This window comes from Providencia sp. PROV156, from assembly GCF_028480905.1.
Lineage (GTDB): Bacteria > Pseudomonadota > Gammaproteobacteria > Enterobacterales > Enterobacteriaceae > Providencia > Providencia hangzhouensis.
The window spans coordinates 1-15,322 of the sequence record NZ_JAMPPE010000023.1 but is presented as its reverse complement, the minus strand read 5'-3'; the positions used below and the strand labels follow the sequence as shown (position 1 = coordinate 15,322).

The following is a 15,322-nucleotide window of genomic DNA, read 5'->3' as shown; positions in this document are numbered from 1 at the left end:
ACGCCCATTCTGCAACAGAAAAAATAGCTTTTAACTTGTTTGCAACACTCATCCGGTTATACTTTGAGTTCTTATATCATTTGGATTTTTATCACTAGGCAGGCTATAGAAAATGAAAAAGGTTGTTATCGCACTTTGCGCATTATGCGCTTTTGGTTCTGTAGGCGGTATTGTTTTAGCGGGTATGAACATTTATACACGTTCAACCACACCACTTGAGCAAGGGCAACCGCAATCCCCTTCAGCACTGCCAGCACCCAATCAAATTCAGTAATTTTAAAATAATTTATCAGCCCAGGATGGAGATAGCTTATGTACAACGATTATTTCGTAACCCCACAATGGTTAAATTCACATCTATTTGATGATAACATCATTGTACTCGATGCTTCTTCTCCACCACCGACCGCACCTTATGATTGCCGCCAACAATATCTAGAAGAACATATTCCTAACGCTCAGTTCTTTCATCAAGATGAAATTGCAGACAAAAGCTGTGATTTACCCCATATGCTGCCAAGTGCCGATGTTTTTAGCCAAGCAGTTAGTGCCATGGGCATAGGTAATGACACCCAAGTTATTATTTATTCGCAGAATAACTTATTTTCGTCCCCAAGAGCATGGTGGACTTTCACCACTATGGGCTGCAAAAACGTTAAAATTTTAGCCGGTGGCATCGATGCTTGGAAAGCAGCAGGGTTTGATGTTCAGTCCGGGGAAGTTACTCCGCCAGCTGCGAAACAATTCCATGCCATACGTAAAGACAGTAACGCACTGAATCAAGAGCACATGCTTGATATTGTAAATCAAGGAAAAATTCAAATTATTGATGCTCGTGCAGAACCACGCTTTCTTGCCAAAGCGCCAGAACCACGTCCGGGTCTACGTATGGGGCATATTCCTGGGAGCAAAAACGTCCCATGGGATCTTCTCGTTGAAAAGGGTGAATTCAAATCACCGGAGCAACTTAAAGCTATTTTTACTAAACAAGGTGTGGATATCCATGCACCTTCAGTGATGACCTGTGGTTCAGGAATGACCGCAGCTGTGGTATTAATGGCATTAACATTATTAGGTAACCAAAACGTGCGTTTGTATGATGGTTCATGGGCCCAATGGGGGCAAGATAACGGCCTGCCAATCGAGTCGTAATCCTCTTCTTCCATAAAAATATAAGCCACTTGATTATTTAAGTGGCTTATAGAATGAAGATTTACCAAGTAGAGGAAATGGTTATTTGGCAAATATCCCGGCTAAGAACAGTACGACAATCGCACCGATAACCGCGACAACAAAACTCCCAAAGTTGAAACCATCAACTTTTCCTTTACCAAAGAAAGTACTGATGTAACCACCCACAACGGCACCAACAATCCCCAGCACGGTGGTCATAATGAACCCCATGTGATAAGTACCTGGCATCAGCCACTTAGCTAAAACACCTGCAATTAGACCAAAAATAATCCAAGCAATTACACCCATCTTACGCCTCCCAGACTAGGTAATTTCACTATAATGTCAAAATGTTCTCATATAATAGTAGAGCTTTAAATAAATAAAATCGCTCTCCTACCAATTAAGTAAAGACCCTATAAGTTAATTTCGCAACTATAAAATTTTGCCAATCAACATTATTCATAACTAATTGCTCACAATTTCAGTTATCACTTGCGCAATCTGTTGGGCATTTTTTAACGACCTAACCTGAGAAAAAAGTTCATCTGCTTGATGATATTCTTTACGTAAATAGCCTAGCCATTGCTTAATCCGGGCTGCATGGTAATGGCCGGTATCCCCTTGTTTTTCAAGTTCTGTATACTTTAATAACAACCTGCCAACTTGCTCCCAAGGCATTTTAGATTCATTAAATTTGACCACTCGACTTAGGTTTGGGGTGTTTAGTGCTCCACGGCCAATCATCACGGCATCACAACCTGTGATTTCAAGGCAGCGCTGTGCACTTGCATAGTCCCAAATTTCACCATTAGCAATCACTGGGATCGATAATTTACGGCGGATCTCTCCAATGGCAGACCAATTAATACTCTCTGCTTTATAACCGTCTTCTTTGGTTCTACCATGGACAGTAAGTTCTGTTGCCCCCGCCTGTTGAACCGCATCTGCAATTTCATAAGCAAATTCGGAACTATCCCACCCCAAACGAACCTTAACCGAAATAGGTAATTCTTTTGGAACTGCTTCACGCATTGATTTCGCAGCTTGATAAATCAAATCAGGTTGCTTCAATAACGTCGCACCACCACCGTGGCCATTAACTGTTTTTGATGGACACCCGCAATTTAAATCAACCCCCCAAGATCCTAACTCGACCGCTCGGTTTGCGTTCTCTGCCAACCACTGAGGGTGTTGCCCTAATAACTGCACGCGAACTAATGTCCCTGAAGGGGTACGACTGCCATGTTTTAGTTCAGGGCATAAACGGTAAAAAGTTTTTGCCGGTAAAAGGGTATCAACCACGCGAACAAACTCTGTTATGCACAGGTCATAGTCATTAACTTCGCTTAATAGACAACGTACTAAAGGGTCTAAAACTCCTTCCATAGGAGCTAATAAAACGCGCATAAATGGCTCACAAAAAACGTAATAACACCTGCTTATCATACCGTTTATTGAATAGATGAGCAGGAAAATTCTAAGATGGGGGTGACCAGTGACAGGCTTGAAATAGTTTCACAAGTAGCTCTAGTTAATGCCATTAACATTAAAAAGAGCTACAAGCTTTATGGAAGATTAGCTGTCACTTCGCCCTTGTTTGACTTTTTTCTGGGCGTTTTTCCATGGGGAACTTGCCCCCTTCCCTGAACTAGGCTTTGACGATGGCGAATTACTGCGACGTGGTGGTTTACCTTGGTTTCTATCACCTGAACGACGTTCATTGCGTTGTGGTGTTTTTTGAATAGGCTCCGCCTTTATGGAGGGGTCGGGCTCATAGCCCTCAATCGCCATCAATGGAATCGATTTTTTCAATAATTTTTCAATATCCTTGAGTAACTTAGCCTCATCGATACATACTAAGGAAACTGCCATCCCAGTTGCTTCTGCACGGCCTGTACGACCGATACGGTGAACATAGTCTTCTGCAACATTAGGAAGCTCAAAATTCACCACATAAGGAAGCTGTTCAATATCAAGGCCACGAGCTGCGATATCCGTTGCCACTAACACACGAATATCCCCAGATTTAAAATCAGCTAATGCACGAGTACGAGCCCCTTGGCTCTTGTTACCATGGATAGCAGCAGCTTTGACACCATCTTTATTTAAATGCTCAGCGAGACGGTTTGCACCATGTTTTGTACGTGTAAAAACAAGAACTTGTTGCCAGTTTTCACGGCCAATCATAAACGAAAGTAATTCCGCTTTTCGTTTTTTATCAACCAGATGAACATATTGAGCCACTTGCTCAGAAGCTGAGTTTCGCGGAGCAACCTCAATAGTTACAGGGTTATTGAGTAATTTATTCGCCAATTGTTTGATTTCGTCAGAAAACGTCGCTGAGAACAATAAGTTTTGACGTTTTTTAGGTAATTTATTAATCACCCTACGAATATCATGAATGAACCCCATATCTAACATACGGTCAGCTTCATCCAGAACAAAAACTTCGACTTGGGAAAGATCTACTGCATTTTGGTGTTCTAAATCTAATAAGCGCCCCGGAGTTGCAATTAAGATATCAACCCCGCCACGTAACTTCATCATTTGTGGGTTAATACTTACCCCACCAAAGACGACAAAAGAACGAATACGCAGGTGACGGCTATATTCTTTTACATTTTCAGCAACTTGCGCTGCAAGCTCCCTTGTTGGCGTCAAAATTAACGCACGAATAGGCTTGCGATCCTTTCCTGCTCGAGGAGTTGTAATCAGCTTCTGTAAAATTGGCAATGTAAAACCCGCTGTTTTACCTGTACCAGTTTGGGCGCTAGCTAAAAGGTCGTTTCCTGCAAGCACGGCTGGGATAGCTTGTTGTTGAATAGGCGTAGGGCTTTCATAACCTAATTCATTAATGGCAAGCAAAATTTCCTCGTTTAACGCGAGGTCTGAAAAAGTAGTCAAATTAAATTACTCCGGGCTTCACCGCTTCAAATTGAATATGGCAGTTATGGGGGAAGTGAGTCAGAAGATAAAGCGCAAACTGCCGTGCGACACTGTGTAAAATTCTAACATTATTTACAGATGATAAATATATTAATTTAGTTTGGTTAATAAATTAATATAAAATCCGACCCACATAGTATATATACTTACATTGTACTATGAGATGTCGTTTTTTACTTTTTATAAAAATGAAAAGCCATTAAGAGCTAATTAGGTGTTATTTAATTCTGAATTTTTAAAGGAATGGTTATGAATACAGGTTCATCGTCAACGTTGCGAGGAGAAAATGCGAAAATGCAATTGCTTCTCACTGCTGCTGATGTATATGGAGAACAAGGGCTTGATGGCGCTACTACACGCAAGATCGCACAGGCATCAGGGCAAAATATTGCCGCAATTTCTTATTATTTTGGCTCAAAAGAAGGTCTTTACTTAGCGGTAGCTCAGCTTATCGCAAAAACTATTCGGGACGATTTCCATGATGTTTTTCAAGCAATTGACAACTTTCTAAATCAACCTTTGTCAGTACAAGTAACTGATGATGCACTTGATTTACTACAAAAAACAGTCATTGCCTATAATCATTTTCAGTTGGAAAAGAAAAATTTAAGTTTTTCTCGGATATTAGCACGAGAACAACTCAACCCGACCGAAGCCTATACGGTAATCCATGAACAGGCTTTAGGCCCAATACATTCGCGCCTAAACCGCTTGATTGCGATTTACATTGGTGCTGACCCCAATCATTTAACAACGCTAATCCACACACACGCAATCCTTGGCGAAACACTTTCATTTCGAATTGCTCGAGAAACTTTGTTACGCCAAACGGGTTGGAAACATATCAATGAAAATGAATTTAAAATTATTAATCAAGTTCTTATTGAACATACAAATATATTATTAGCAGGCTTACGCCATCGCAAACAATATGAAAAGTGATATGATAAAATAATTAAAGTGATTCATTCACATTGATAATAACTAGAGGCTGGTGATTTTATTGCAGCTGGTGCCACATTTCTTCATTAAAAACAGCGGCCTCTAACAACAAAGTTTGTTTTCATATCGTTGATTCTTTAAGTAAGGTTAGCTATGAGCAATAAAAACCGTTCTGTTGTTGTTTTCATTATTCTCATATTAATCGGTGCTGCAATTGGTGGTTATTACTACTATCAATCACAGCAAGACAAAATATTAACACTCTACGGCAATGTTGATGTCCGAACGGTAAATCTTGGTTTTCGAGTGTCAGGTAAGCTCAAATCCCTAAGCGTTGATGAAGGTGCAAAAATTATTGCAGGCGAGCAACTTGGTCTACTGGATGATGCCCCCTACATTAACGCGTTAAATAAAGCCAAAGGGGTACGTGACAGCGCCAAAGCCCAACTTGCTTTAAAAGAAAGTGGTTACCGTACTCAAGAGGTTGCACAAGTTGAAGCTGAATTGGCTCAAAAACAAGCGGCTTGGCAATATGCCGATAACTTCTATAAACGTCAGCAAGGGCTTGCTGCCTCCCGCGTTATTTCAGCTAATGATTTAGATAACGCGAAGAACAATCGAAACCAAGCATTTGCCGCCCTTCAAGCGGCACAAGATAAACTAAATCAATACCAAAGCGGTTTTCGCCAAGAAGAGATAGCTGCCGCTCGAGGCGAATGGTTACAAGCCGAAGCGGCTGTCGCTCAAGCTGAACTCGACTTACAAGACACCGTTTTAACTGCACCTTCCTCTGGGACTATTTTAACCCGAGCAATCGAACCTGGCACAATCATCGGTGCAGGTAATACCGTATTTAGCGTCACTTTAACAAATCCTGTTTGGGTCAGAGCTTATGTTAGCGAACCACACCTCGGTGATGCCATCCCCGGTAGAGAAGTCTTGCTGTATACGGATAGCCGCCCAAATCAGCCTTACCATGGTACCATCGGGTTTGTTTCCCCTACCGCCGAGTTTACCCCTAAAAGCGTACAAACACCGGATTTACGAACCGATTTAGTCTATCGACTACGTATCGTCGTCAATGATGCAGATGATGCTTTACGCCAAGGTATGCCTGTAACTATTCAATTTACTGATAATAAACAGTAAGAGTTTGCTATGAGTGATGATTACAGTATCCGCCTATCCAATGTCGAGAAAACATTTGTTGGCTTGGATACTCCAGCCGTTGAAAGCTTAACAATCGATATTCATGGGGGCTCTGTAACAGGCCTTGTCGGCCCTGATGGTGCAGGAAAAACAACTTTAATGCGCATGATTGCAGGGCTATTAAAACCAGATGCAGGGAAAATTAGCGTGATGGGGCTCGACCCTATCGACGACAGCATTGCTATGCGAGCTGGCCTTGGTTATATGCCCCAAAAATTTGGTTTATATGAAGACCTGACCGTACAAGAAAATTTAAATTTGTACGCAGATTTGCGTGGCGTACTCGGCGAAGAGCGCCAAAAAACCTATCAGCAACTGCTTTCTTTCACCAGCCTAGCCCCTTTTACCAATAGGCTAGCCGGTAAATTATCGGGGGGGATGAAGCAAAAACTCGGGTTAGCCTGTACATTATTAGGAAAACCCAAGGTCCTTTTACTCGACGAACCCGGTGTTGGTGTTGACCCCATCGCTCGACGCGAACTATGGCAAATGGTTCATACTCTTGCCGATGATGGAATGCTCATTCTTTGGAGTACTTCCTATTTAGATGAAGCTCAGCAATGTAAAAATGTGCTGCTATTAAATAAAGGCAAACAGCTTTATGCAGGCAAACCCGAGTTATTAACTGAAAAAATGGCGGGACGCTCGTTTTTACTTGATGTACCAGCCACACAAAAACGCACTGTATTACAAAACGCACTCGTATTACCAGAAACCACCGATGGTGTAATCCAAGGCCGCTATATTCGCTTAATTTTGAAGCCTAATGCATCACAGACAAGTTTATTAACTGCATTAAATATGGCAGATGGAAAACTCATTGAAGCACAGCCACGTTTTGAAGATGCGTTTATTGACTTATTAGGCGGGGGCCCATCTCATCGTTCGGAATTAGCCGCTATCGTACCGCAAATTCCACCTAATCCTGAAGAAACCGTCATAGAAGCGCGTAATTTAACCAAAAAATTTGGCCAATTTGCGGCAACTGATACCGTAAATTTCCAAGTTAAACGAGGAGAAATTTTTGGTTTATTGGGGCCAAATGGTGCGGGAAAATCGACAACTTTTAAAATGATGTGTGCGTTAATGAAGCCAACAGATGGGCAAGCACTCGTTCTTGGAATGGATTTAAAAACGAGTTCAAACAAAGTCAGGCAGCACCTTGGCTATATGGCACAAAAGTTCTCGCTGTACGGTAACCTAAAAGTGGGGCAAAACCTGAAATTCTTTTCGGGTGTTTATGGTTTACATCATCAACAACAAACCCAAAAAATCCAAGAAATGGTTGAGGCCTTTAATTTCAAACCGATTATCAATCAGGTGACTGAATCCCTCCCTCTGGGGTATAAGCAGCGTTTAGCCCTCGCCTGCTCATTAATGCATGAGCCTGATATCTTATTTTTAGATGAGCCAACCTCAGGTGTTGACCCACTAACTCGTAGAGAATTTTGGTTACATATCAATGGAATGGTTGATAAAGGCGTTACCGTTATGGTCACGACTCACTTTATGGATGAGGCAGAGTATTGTGACCGTATCGGGCTGGTTTACCATGGAAAAATTATTGCGGCAGGAACCCCTGATGAACTGAAACAGCAAGTCGCAAGTGCTGAAAACCCTGACCCATCCATGGAAGATGCATTCATCGAGCTCATCATGAATTATGATAAGCAACAGGAGGCACTATGACTCACACCGCTTCTCATTTTTCATGGCGTAGGCTTAAAGCACTATGCTGGAAAGAAAGTAAACAAATTGTGCGGGATCCTAGCAGCGCTCTTATAGCTGTGCTTATTCCATTGATGTTACTATTTATTTTTGGTTATGGTATCAATTTAGACTCAAGTAAATTACGTGTCGGTATTTTACTTGAGCAACAAAGTTCGCAAGCTCGTGAATTGGTTGATACCTTCACTGGTTCGCCATTTATCGATGCGACTATTAGTAATAACCGCCATTTATTAATCGATAAAATGCAAGCAGGAGAAATTCGCGGCATTATCGTCATCCCAGTGAATTTCGCAGCCGAATTGTTGAAAAAACAAGGCAATGCTGCAATTCAAGTCATTACTGATGGCAGCGAACCGAATACGGCTAACTTTGTACAAGCTTATACTCAAGGTGTGTGGCAAACGTGGCTGGTGCAGCAAGGGGAAAATAAAGGCTACCCAACAGACCCACTAATTGAACTCAATATGCGCTATTGGTTTAATGAAGCGGCAATTAGTCAGCATTTTATTATTCCAGGGGCAATTAGCATCATTATTACCGTAGTTGGTGCTATTTTGACCTCTTTAGTTATTGCAAGAGAATGGGAACGTGGCACGATGGAAGCATTGCTTTCAACCCAAATCACTAAAACTGAGTTATTGCTTTCAAAATTATTGCCTTACCAAGTGCTTGGTACTTTTGTGATGGTGTTATGCATGTTTGTCACCACATTTGTCTTAGGAGTACCTTATCGCGGCTCTCTATTGGTATTATTTGTCATTACCAGCCTTTATTTGGCAACGGCATTAGGGATGGGGTTATTGATTTCAACAATTACTCGTAACCAATTTAATGCAGCGATGGTTGCTCTGAATGCCGCCTTCTTACCTGCTATTATGTTATCTGGCTTTATTTTTGAAATTGATAGTATGCCAGCCATTATTCAAGCTGTGACTTATTTTATCCCTGCCCGGTACTTTGTCAGCAGTTTACAAACTCTCTTTCTTGCAGGTGATATCTATATTGTTTTATTGATAGATTTCCTGCTACTCATCGCTTCTGCAATACTATTTATTGGACTGACGGCGCTAAAAACTCGCCGTCGTTTGGATTGAGGTGAAGTTATGTTTTATCGCCTATACACCTTAATTATGAAAGAGCTTCAATCATTACTTCAAGAACCACAAACACGGGCTATTTTGATTTTACCCGTGATATTTCAGATGATTTTATTTCCTCTGGCTGCCACTCTTGAGGTCACTAACACCACCATTGCAATTTTTGACCAAGACAGTGGTGAACATTCTATCGAGTTGACTCAACGTCTCGCCAAAGCCAGTGCGTTTTCTCAAGTTTTATTATTGAAGAATGAACATGAAATTCGTGAAACGCTCGATAACCGTAAGGCTCTGCTGGTTGTCCGTTTTGGGCAAAACTTTAGTGCTGATATTGCAAGCCACCATAACGCTAATATGCTGTTACTCCTTGATGGACGTAATTCAAATAGTGCGCAAATTGCAGCAAATTATGTTGCACAAATTGTCACTCAATACCAACATGAGCTAACGCAATCACAGACTCTGCCGAACAACAGTGAATTAATCGTTCGTAATTGGTACAACCCCAATTTAGATTATAAATGGTTTATTGTGCCTTCATTAGTAGCTTTAATAACTACGATCGGGGTACTGATTGTGACATCTCTTTCTATCGCGAGGGAAAGAGAACAAGGCACCCTGGACCAATTGCTCGTTTCTCCCCTTACCACTTGGCAAATATTTATTGGTAAGGCGGTACCTGCATTGATAGTAGCGACTGCACAGGCAAGTTTAGTCCTAGTTATTGGGATCTTTTGCTATCAAATTCCTTTTGCTGGCTCCCTACTCCTCTTTTATGCCACAATGTTATTCTATGGGTTGTCCTTGGTGGGGTTTGGTTTACTTATTTCAGCACTGTGTTCAACTCAGCAACAAGCGTTCATTGGAGTATTTGTATTTATGATGCCAGCAGTGCTGCTATCAGGTTATATTTCCCCAGTCGAAAACATGCCAATTTGGCTGCAACAAATCACTTGGATTAACCCAATTCGTCATTTCACTGAAATCACCAAACAGATATACCTAAAAAATGCTGATTTTTCAGTTATCTTCCATAGTTTATGGCCATTATTCATCATTGCGATAATCACCAGTTCAGTGGCCTATTACTTATTTAGGAAGAAGATAGCGTGATCAAAAGAAATAATATTACACTTTGAAAATACAATTAAAAGCATTGGAACTATCATTAACGCCTTGAATCACAAACAAGTTAATAATATTCAAATCATATTTTACGATAGTATTTAGATCAAAAAACCCTTGTTACCAAAGTAACAAGGGTTTTCAATTTTAACGACTTCTATCCCCTCATTTCACTGAGTAATGAGGAAAGCCACTCAAATTAGCGACGGTCACCAAAGATACGCAGCAACATTAAGAACAGGTTAATGAAGTCTAAATACAGAGATAACGCACCCATAATAGAGTATTTACGCATTGTTTCTCTATCGTCTTCATCAATTTGTGAACCCATTTCTTTCAGTTTTTGAGTGTCATAAGCAGTTAAAGCAGCAAACAGTAAAACACCACCGTAAGTGATCACCCAATACATCATGGTGCTTTGCAGCCAGATGTTAACCAAAGAAGCGACAACAATACCAATCAGCGCCATAAACAGGAAGTTACCCATACCTGTTAAGCTACGTTTAGTGGTATAGCCGTAGAAACTTAATGCACCAAACATTACCGCAGTAATGACAAATGTGCCCGCAACGGACTCACCAGTATATGCGGCAAGAATAACTGAAATCGTTAAGCCGGTGAGCAATGAATAGAGCATAAACATGCCCGTTGCTGCCATGCCACTAATTTTTTGCAGCAGGAATGAAATGCCCATCACTAAACCAAGTTCAGCAATTATCATTCCAAAAAAGAGAATCTTATTGGTTGCAATGGTATAGTACAAACCACTGCTTACAGAATACCATGCCACAAAAGCTGTCAGCAGTAGACCGACTGTCATCCAGCCGTATACTTGCGACATAAATGCCTGAACGCCAGTATTGGCACCCTGGACAAGAGAATCATTACGTTGATCAAACTGACCCATGATGGTTACCCTTTCGCTAAAAGAAAAATCGACCCAGTAAAAATACTGCAATCGGAGAAATTAACCAAAGTCTAACACATTCTTTTGACAATACCATTCAGCAAATTCGTATTTTTTAGCGGAAAAAATGCGATTACCAGCGGTTTGCAGACGCCTCGTCGGTTTCTTTCGCTTCTACCCAACGTTCATTTTCAGGTAAGGTTTCTTTTTTCCAAAATGGGGCTTTGGTCTTTAAGTAATCCATAATAAATTCAGCCGCTTGAAATGCAGCATTACGATGAGCACTCGTGACCCCAACAAAAACAATTTCTTCGCCGGGTTGTAAGGTGCCAATGCGGTGGATCACACTAACTCTCTGCAATGGCCAACGCTCTTTTGCTTCTATGACTATATTCGCTAACGCTTTTTCAGTCATTCCTGGGTAGTGTTCGAGTGTTAATGCCGCAACGCTGTCACCTAAATTATGGTTACGCACTTTCCCCGTAAAAGTCACCACTGCGCCATCACTATCACACTGTGCAAGCCATTGATATTGCTCACCAACACTAAAATTTTCAGTTTGTACTGCAATATGGGTATTTTCCATATTACCCCCCAGTGACAGGTGGGAAAAATGCCACTTCGTCCCCTTCTGAGAGAGGGTGGTCTAGTGAAACAAATGATTGATTAACAGCGGCAAGTAATTTGCCATCTTCAAGTGCCAACGCCCAACGATCCCCTTTTTGTGAAAGTGCTTGGCGCAAGTCTTCCACTTTTTGGTACGAGTCTGTAAGTTCTAAACGTTCCGTTCCAACTAGCTCACGTACCTGAGCAAAAAATAATACTGTGATCATTATTCCACCTTAAAATGTCCAGATTTGCCGCCTGTTTTCTCTAATAAACGAACAGGGCCAATCACCATATCTTTTTGCACGGCTTTACACATGTCATAAATCGTTAACGCAGCAACGGATGCGGCTGTTAACGCTTCCATTTCTACCCCTGTTTTCCCTGTTAACCGGCAACAAGTTTCAATACGGACGCGGTTATGTTCAGGTTCCGCTTTCAAGATCACTTCAACTTTGGTTAACAACAATGGGTGGCATAATGGGATAAGCTGCCAAGTGTTTTTTGCCGCTTGAATACCCGCAATACGTGCCGTGGCGAACACATCCCCTTTATGATGGCTACCATCGACAATCATCGTTAAGGTTGCTGGGTTCATGGTGACATAAGCTTCTGCGCGAGCTTCACGGATAGTTTCAGCTTTGGCTGAAACATCAACCATATGCGCCTCGCCCGACGCATTGAGGTGAGTCAGTTGGGACATATTTTCTCCTGAAATAAAAAAGAGTTAACCGCCGATTACGGATAAATTTGGTGTAATTCCGCTATCGCCCATATGCAGAAAATGGGTTTCTCGTTTATGGTGTAAGCCCCGTTGAATACGCGCTTTTAACGCTTCGTTTTGGTCATCTGCGCCCAATAAATCACGAAGTGGAATACCATTTTCACCAAATAAACATAAATGGAGATTTCCTAGTGAGGAAACACGTAAGCGGTTACAGCTTTGGCAAAAATCTTTTTCGTAAGGCATGATAAGCCCAATTTCGCCTTGGTAATCTGGATGACTAAAGACTTGAGCTGGCCCATCACTACGAGAACGAGGAAGCATATACCAGCCTTCTTCGATTAAACGTTCGCGAATAGTTTCGCCTGAAATATGAAAGCGTTGGAAGATATCACTTCCATCACCGGTTTCCATGAGTTCAATAAAACGTAATTGAATTGGTCGGTGCTTGATCCAATTTAGGAATGACTTCAACGCAATATCATTGACATTTTTCATGAGCACTGCATTGACTTTTACTTTTTCGAAGCCTGCTTCAAAGGCGGCATCAATGCCTTTCATCACCTGAAAGAATTTATCTTGCCCTGTGATGGCCGCAAATTGGCGTGGATCTAAGCTGTCAACGCTCACATTGATCGCGTTCAACCCTGCGGCTTTCCATTCATGCACATCTCGCGCCATACGGTAGCCGTTGGTTGTTACGGCTATTTTTTTGATTGATTCATTTTCATTGATGGCAGCAATAATATCACTGAAATCTTTGCGCATAGTCGGCTCACCGCCCGTAATACGCACTTTTTCTGTGCCTAATTCTGCAAATGCCGTACTGATACGACGAATTTCATCTAATGTTAAGAATTCATGGCGACCGCTTGGCTTGTAGCCATCGGGTAGGCAGTATGTACAACGAAAGTTGCAAACATCTGTTATAGAAAGCCGAAGATAATAAAATTTCCGGTCAAATTGATCGACAAGTTGCTGCATAATCACACCTTTCCAAGTACGGGAGATGCAGACATTTCTATCTTGCACCCTGGTGGCTCTAGGCCACGGCCAGTGCATCATATTCAGTCGTTCAAACTTAGACGCAAAGGCTAGGAGTTTTATCTGGAACCGAGTCACTGATTTTAAACTGTAAAATGCGTCACTCTGTTCACTTAATTTATGTAAGGATTCTAGCCGATAGAAATTGAAAAAGCGAATTGCAATTCGATATATATCATTATATACAACGACTTACAAAAGACATAGTTGAATCACCGAAGCTATTATTATCAATGACAATTTTCCATTTTGAGTGGTTTCAAACCGTATAATTTCATACTAATTGATTAACATCCCTAACTATTTAATTAAACATTTATTGATATAGATCTAAAATGGGGAACAAGCTCCCCATCTGATTGTTTACGTTATAAATATCAGCACTTAACGCTTATCAAAACCGATATTTCAAATTGAATAATTGGCATATCAATTAAAAATAAATAGTGAAGCACAGAATTCATTAATCAAAACGCTAAATAATTTGCGTTGTTAGTTGTGATTAGGCGACAGATGAAGATACCTTGGAAGTACACACCAATACAGAATCGTCTCTTTTATTGTTTTTTGTCACGGTACTTAAGCCAAGAATGATGTTTTATGGTAGATTAACGCCCAATTTATTTTAGTCGCCATAAAACGGGCATTAGCGTAAAAAACGTATTTCGTAACTCGCTGGTTTACTTGCTTTTATAAGTACTGAAAATTAACTGATATAGGAACACTATGCCGAATTGTAGTCTGGCGGATCTCAAACATGTTGTCGCTTTAGGTGGCGGCCATGGGCTTGGTCGCGTGATGTCTTCACTTTCTTCTTTAGGTTCTCGTTTAACGGGTATTGTCACCACAACCGATAATGGGGGCTCGACTGGTCGTATTCGTCGCTCTGAAGGTGGGATAGCTTGGGGAGACATGCGTAACTGTTTAAATCAGCTAATTACTGAGCCGTCCATTGCTTCAGCGATGTTTGAATACCGTTTTAGCGGAAATGGTGAGCTTTCAGGCCATAATTTAGGTAATTTAATGTTAAAATCATTAGATCACTTAAGTGTGCGACCACTAGAAGCCATAAATCTTATCCGTAATATGCTAAAAGTCGATGCGCAGTTGATCCCGATGTCGGAATCTCCTGTTGATTTAATGGCTGTCGATGAAATGGGTAATGAAGTGTACGGTGAGGTGAATGTTGATGCCTTACATGAAATCCCACAAGAGTTACGTTTGTATCCAACAGTCAAGGCAACTAAAGAAGCCTTGCAGGCTATCCACCAAGCAGACTTAATTATTATCGGCCCTGGCAGTTTTTTTACTAGTTTAATGCCATTATTACTTTTGGATGAAATTGCGGCTGCACTACGCGAATGTAAAGCCCCGATGATTTATATTGGCAATTTAGCGAAAGAAATTAGCTCCCCTGCTGCAAACCTGTCTTTACCTGACAAACTAAAAATGATGGAACAGTATATTGGCTGCCAAAAAATTGATGCGTTAATCCTTGGCCCACGCACACAAACCAATAATATCAGCCCTGACCGCAAAGTAATCCAACGGGTACTCGAAGCTGACGATATTCCGTATCGCCATGATAGGAAGCTGTTACTGCAAGCCATCGAAGAAACCATCAACTTGTTATAATCCCCAACCGCCATTCCGCTGCTAAATACCCGCAGCGGAAAACTCTTCCAACCTTATTGTTACAATACCCATTTTCAAAATACTTTGCGTTGTGGGTAGGCGGCAAGTGAAGGCAGCTCGGGGAGCATACATAAAGTATGTGACCCGAGTGACTGAACGAAGCCAACACCCCCACAACGC

16 protein-coding genes and 1 riboswitch are annotated in these 15,322 nt (G+C 41.3%); of the genes, 8 read left to right on the top strand and 8 right to left on the bottom strand.

Annotation, left to right across the window (positions count from 1 at the left end; all coding sequences use genetic code 11):
- Nucleotides 1-112: 112 nt before the first annotated feature.
- Nucleotides 113-274 (top strand): hypothetical protein, encoded by a 162-nt coding sequence (locus PSF31_RS15915; protein WP_004256593.1) that lies wholly within the window; start codon nt 113-115, stop codon nt 272-274.
- A gap of 38 nt (nt 275-312) precedes the next feature.
- Nucleotides 313-1,152: a 3-mercaptopyruvate sulfurtransferase gene (gene sseA / locus PSF31_RS15910; RefSeq protein ID WP_094962431.1), complete on the top strand. Its 840-nt coding sequence runs from the start codon at nt 313-315 to the stop codon at nt 1,150-1,152.
- Between the two features lie 81 nt (nt 1,153-1,233).
- Here the strand turns inward: sseA and PSF31_RS15905 are convergent, their stop codons facing one another.
- The 3 genes from PSF31_RS15905 to rhlE form a co-directional block, all read right to left on the bottom strand.
- Complete coding sequence (locus PSF31_RS15905; protein ID WP_004256598.1) at nt 1,234-1,482, bottom strand: GlsB/YeaQ/YmgE family stress response membrane protein; 249 nt, start codon at nt 1,480-1,482, stop codon at nt 1,234-1,236.
- 159 nt (nt 1,483-1,641) lie between these two features.
- Nucleotides 1,642-2,583, bottom strand: coding sequence for a tRNA dihydrouridine(16) synthase DusC (dusC, locus tag PSF31_RS15900; RefSeq protein ID WP_096864122.1), 942 nt, complete (start codon nt 2,581-2,583; stop codon nt 1,642-1,644).
- A gap of 168 nt (nt 2,584-2,751) precedes the next feature.
- Entirely contained in the window at nt 2,752-4,080 is a 1,329-nt protein-coding gene (gene rhlE, locus PSF31_RS15895; RefSeq protein ID WP_096864121.1) for an ATP-dependent RNA helicase RhlE, read from the bottom strand.
- 285 nt (nt 4,081-4,365) lie between these two features.
- On the opposite strand from rhlE, the gene cecR reads away from it, so the two are divergent.
- The 5 genes from cecR (at nt 4,366) to PSF31_RS15870 (ending at nt 10,214) form a co-directional block, all read left to right on the top strand.
- On the top strand, nt 4,366-5,064 hold the full coding sequence (cecR, locus tag PSF31_RS15890) for a transcriptional regulator CecR (RefSeq protein WP_004256610.1): 699 nt from the start codon (nt 4,366-4,368) through the stop codon (nt 5,062-5,064).
- A gap of 153 nt (nt 5,065-5,217) precedes the next feature.
- Nucleotides 5,218-6,213: a secretion protein HlyD gene (gene hlyD, locus PSF31_RS15885; RefSeq protein ID WP_004256651.1), complete on the top strand. Its 996-nt coding sequence runs from the start codon at nt 5,218-5,220 to the stop codon at nt 6,211-6,213.
- Nucleotides 6,214-6,222: 9 nt separating this feature from the next.
- A complete protein-coding gene (locus PSF31_RS15880; protein ID WP_096864120.1) occupies nt 6,223-7,962 on the top strand; it encodes an ATP-binding cassette domain-containing protein in 1,740 nt (579 codons plus the stop codon).
- Nucleotides 7,959-9,098: an ABC transporter permease gene (locus PSF31_RS15875; RefSeq protein ID WP_096864119.1), complete on the top strand. Its 1,140-nt coding sequence runs from the start codon at nt 7,959-7,961 to the stop codon at nt 9,096-9,098. Before PSF31_RS15880 ends, PSF31_RS15875 begins: the two co-directional genes overlap by 4 nt.
- Before the next feature lie 9 nt (nt 9,099-9,107).
- On the top strand, nt 9,108-10,214 hold the full coding sequence (locus PSF31_RS15870) for an ABC transporter permease (RefSeq protein ID WP_094962425.1): 1,107 nt from the start codon (nt 9,108-9,110) through the stop codon (nt 10,212-10,214).
- Between the two features lie 211 nt (nt 10,215-10,425).
- Here the strand turns inward: PSF31_RS15870 and PSF31_RS15865 are convergent, their stop codons facing one another.
- The 5 genes from PSF31_RS15865 to moaA all read right to left on the bottom strand — a co-directional run bounded on the left by PSF31_RS15865 (nt 10,426) and on the right by moaA (nt 13,447).
- Nucleotides 10,426-11,133 (bottom strand): Bax inhibitor-1/YccA family protein, encoded by a 708-nt coding sequence (locus tag PSF31_RS15865; protein WP_004256664.1) that lies wholly within the window; start codon nt 11,131-11,133, stop codon nt 10,426-10,428.
- Nucleotides 11,134-11,266: 133 nt separating this feature from the next.
- A complete protein-coding gene (gene moaE / locus PSF31_RS15860) occupies nt 11,267-11,719 on the bottom strand; it encodes a molybdopterin synthase catalytic subunit MoaE (RefSeq protein ID WP_004256668.1) in 453 nt (150 codons plus the stop codon).
- Nucleotide 11,720: 1 nt separating this feature from the next.
- Complete coding sequence (moaD, locus tag PSF31_RS15855) at nt 11,721-11,966, bottom strand: molybdopterin synthase sulfur carrier subunit (protein WP_004256672.1); 246 nt, start codon at nt 11,964-11,966, stop codon at nt 11,721-11,723.
- Nucleotides 11,966-12,442 (bottom strand): cyclic pyranopterin monophosphate synthase MoaC, encoded by a 477-nt coding sequence (moaC, locus tag PSF31_RS15850; RefSeq protein ID WP_004256674.1) that lies wholly within the window; start codon nt 12,440-12,442, stop codon nt 11,966-11,968. The genes moaD and moaC overlap by 1 nt, the downstream gene beginning before the upstream one ends.
- Before the next feature lie 24 nt (nt 12,443-12,466).
- On the bottom strand, nt 12,467-13,447 hold the full coding sequence (gene moaA / locus PSF31_RS15845) for a GTP 3',8-cyclase MoaA (RefSeq protein ID WP_094962423.1): 981 nt from the start codon (nt 13,445-13,447) through the stop codon (nt 12,467-12,469).
- A riboswitch (molybdenum cofactor riboswitch) is annotated at nt 13,437-13,576 on the bottom strand. Its footprint overlaps the gene before it by 11 nt.
- 657 nt (nt 13,577-14,233) lie before the next feature.
- Between moaA and PSF31_RS15840 the strand changes: the two genes are divergently transcribed.
- Nucleotides 14,234-15,142, top strand: a complete 909-nt coding sequence (locus PSF31_RS15840; RefSeq protein ID WP_096864118.1) for a gluconeogenesis factor YvcK family protein — start codon at nt 14,234-14,236, stop codon at nt 15,140-15,142.
- The last annotated feature ends 180 nt before the right edge of the window (nt 15,143-15,322 follow it).

Excerpts from the sequence above, each read along its gene's own strand:
- PSF31_RS15915 (WP_004256593.1), top strand. The coding sequence starts at position 113 with ATGAAAAAGGTTGTTATCGCACTTTGCGCATTATGCGCTTTTGGTTCT.
- sseA (WP_094962431.1), top strand. The coding sequence starts at position 313 with ATGTACAACGATTATTTCGTAACCCCACAATGGTTAAATTCACATCTA.
- PSF31_RS15905 (WP_004256598.1), bottom strand. The coding sequence starts at position 1,482 with ATGGGTGTAATTGCTTGGATTATTTTTGGTCTAATTGCAGGTGTTTTA.
- dusC (WP_096864122.1), bottom strand. The coding sequence starts at position 2,583 with ATGCGCGTTTTATTAGCTCCTATGGAAGGAGTTTTAGACCCTTTAGTA.
- cecR (WP_004256610.1), top strand. The coding sequence starts at position 4,366 with ATGGTTATGAATACAGGTTCATCGTCAACGTTGCGAGGAGAAAATGCG.
- hlyD (WP_004256651.1), top strand. The coding sequence starts at position 5,218 with ATGAGCAATAAAAACCGTTCTGTTGTTGTTTTCATTATTCTCATATTA.
- PSF31_RS15880 (WP_096864120.1), top strand. The coding sequence starts at position 6,223 with ATGAGTGATGATTACAGTATCCGCCTATCCAATGTCGAGAAAACATTT.
- PSF31_RS15875 (WP_096864119.1), top strand. The coding sequence starts at position 7,959 with ATGACTCACACCGCTTCTCATTTTTCATGGCGTAGGCTTAAAGCACTA.
- PSF31_RS15870 (WP_094962425.1), top strand. The coding sequence starts at position 9,108 with ATGTTTTATCGCCTATACACCTTAATTATGAAAGAGCTTCAATCATTA.
- PSF31_RS15865 (WP_004256664.1), bottom strand. The coding sequence starts at position 11,133 with ATGGGTCAGTTTGATCAACGTAATGATTCTCTTGTCCAGGGTGCCAAT.
- moaE (WP_004256668.1), bottom strand. The coding sequence starts at position 11,719 with ATGGAAAATACCCATATTGCAGTACAAACTGAAAATTTTAGTGTTGGT.
- moaD (WP_004256672.1), bottom strand. The coding sequence starts at position 11,966 with ATGATCACAGTATTATTTTTTGCTCAGGTACGTGAGCTAGTTGGAACG.
- moaC (WP_004256674.1), bottom strand. The coding sequence starts at position 12,442 with ATGTCCCAACTGACTCACCTCAATGCGTCGGGCGAGGCGCATATGGTT.
- moaA (WP_094962423.1), bottom strand. The coding sequence starts at position 13,447 with ATGCAGCAACTTGTCGATCAATTTGACCGGAAATTTTATTATCTTCGG.
- PSF31_RS15840 (WP_096864118.1), top strand. The coding sequence starts at position 14,234 with ATGCCGAATTGTAGTCTGGCGGATCTCAAACATGTTGTCGCTTTAGGT.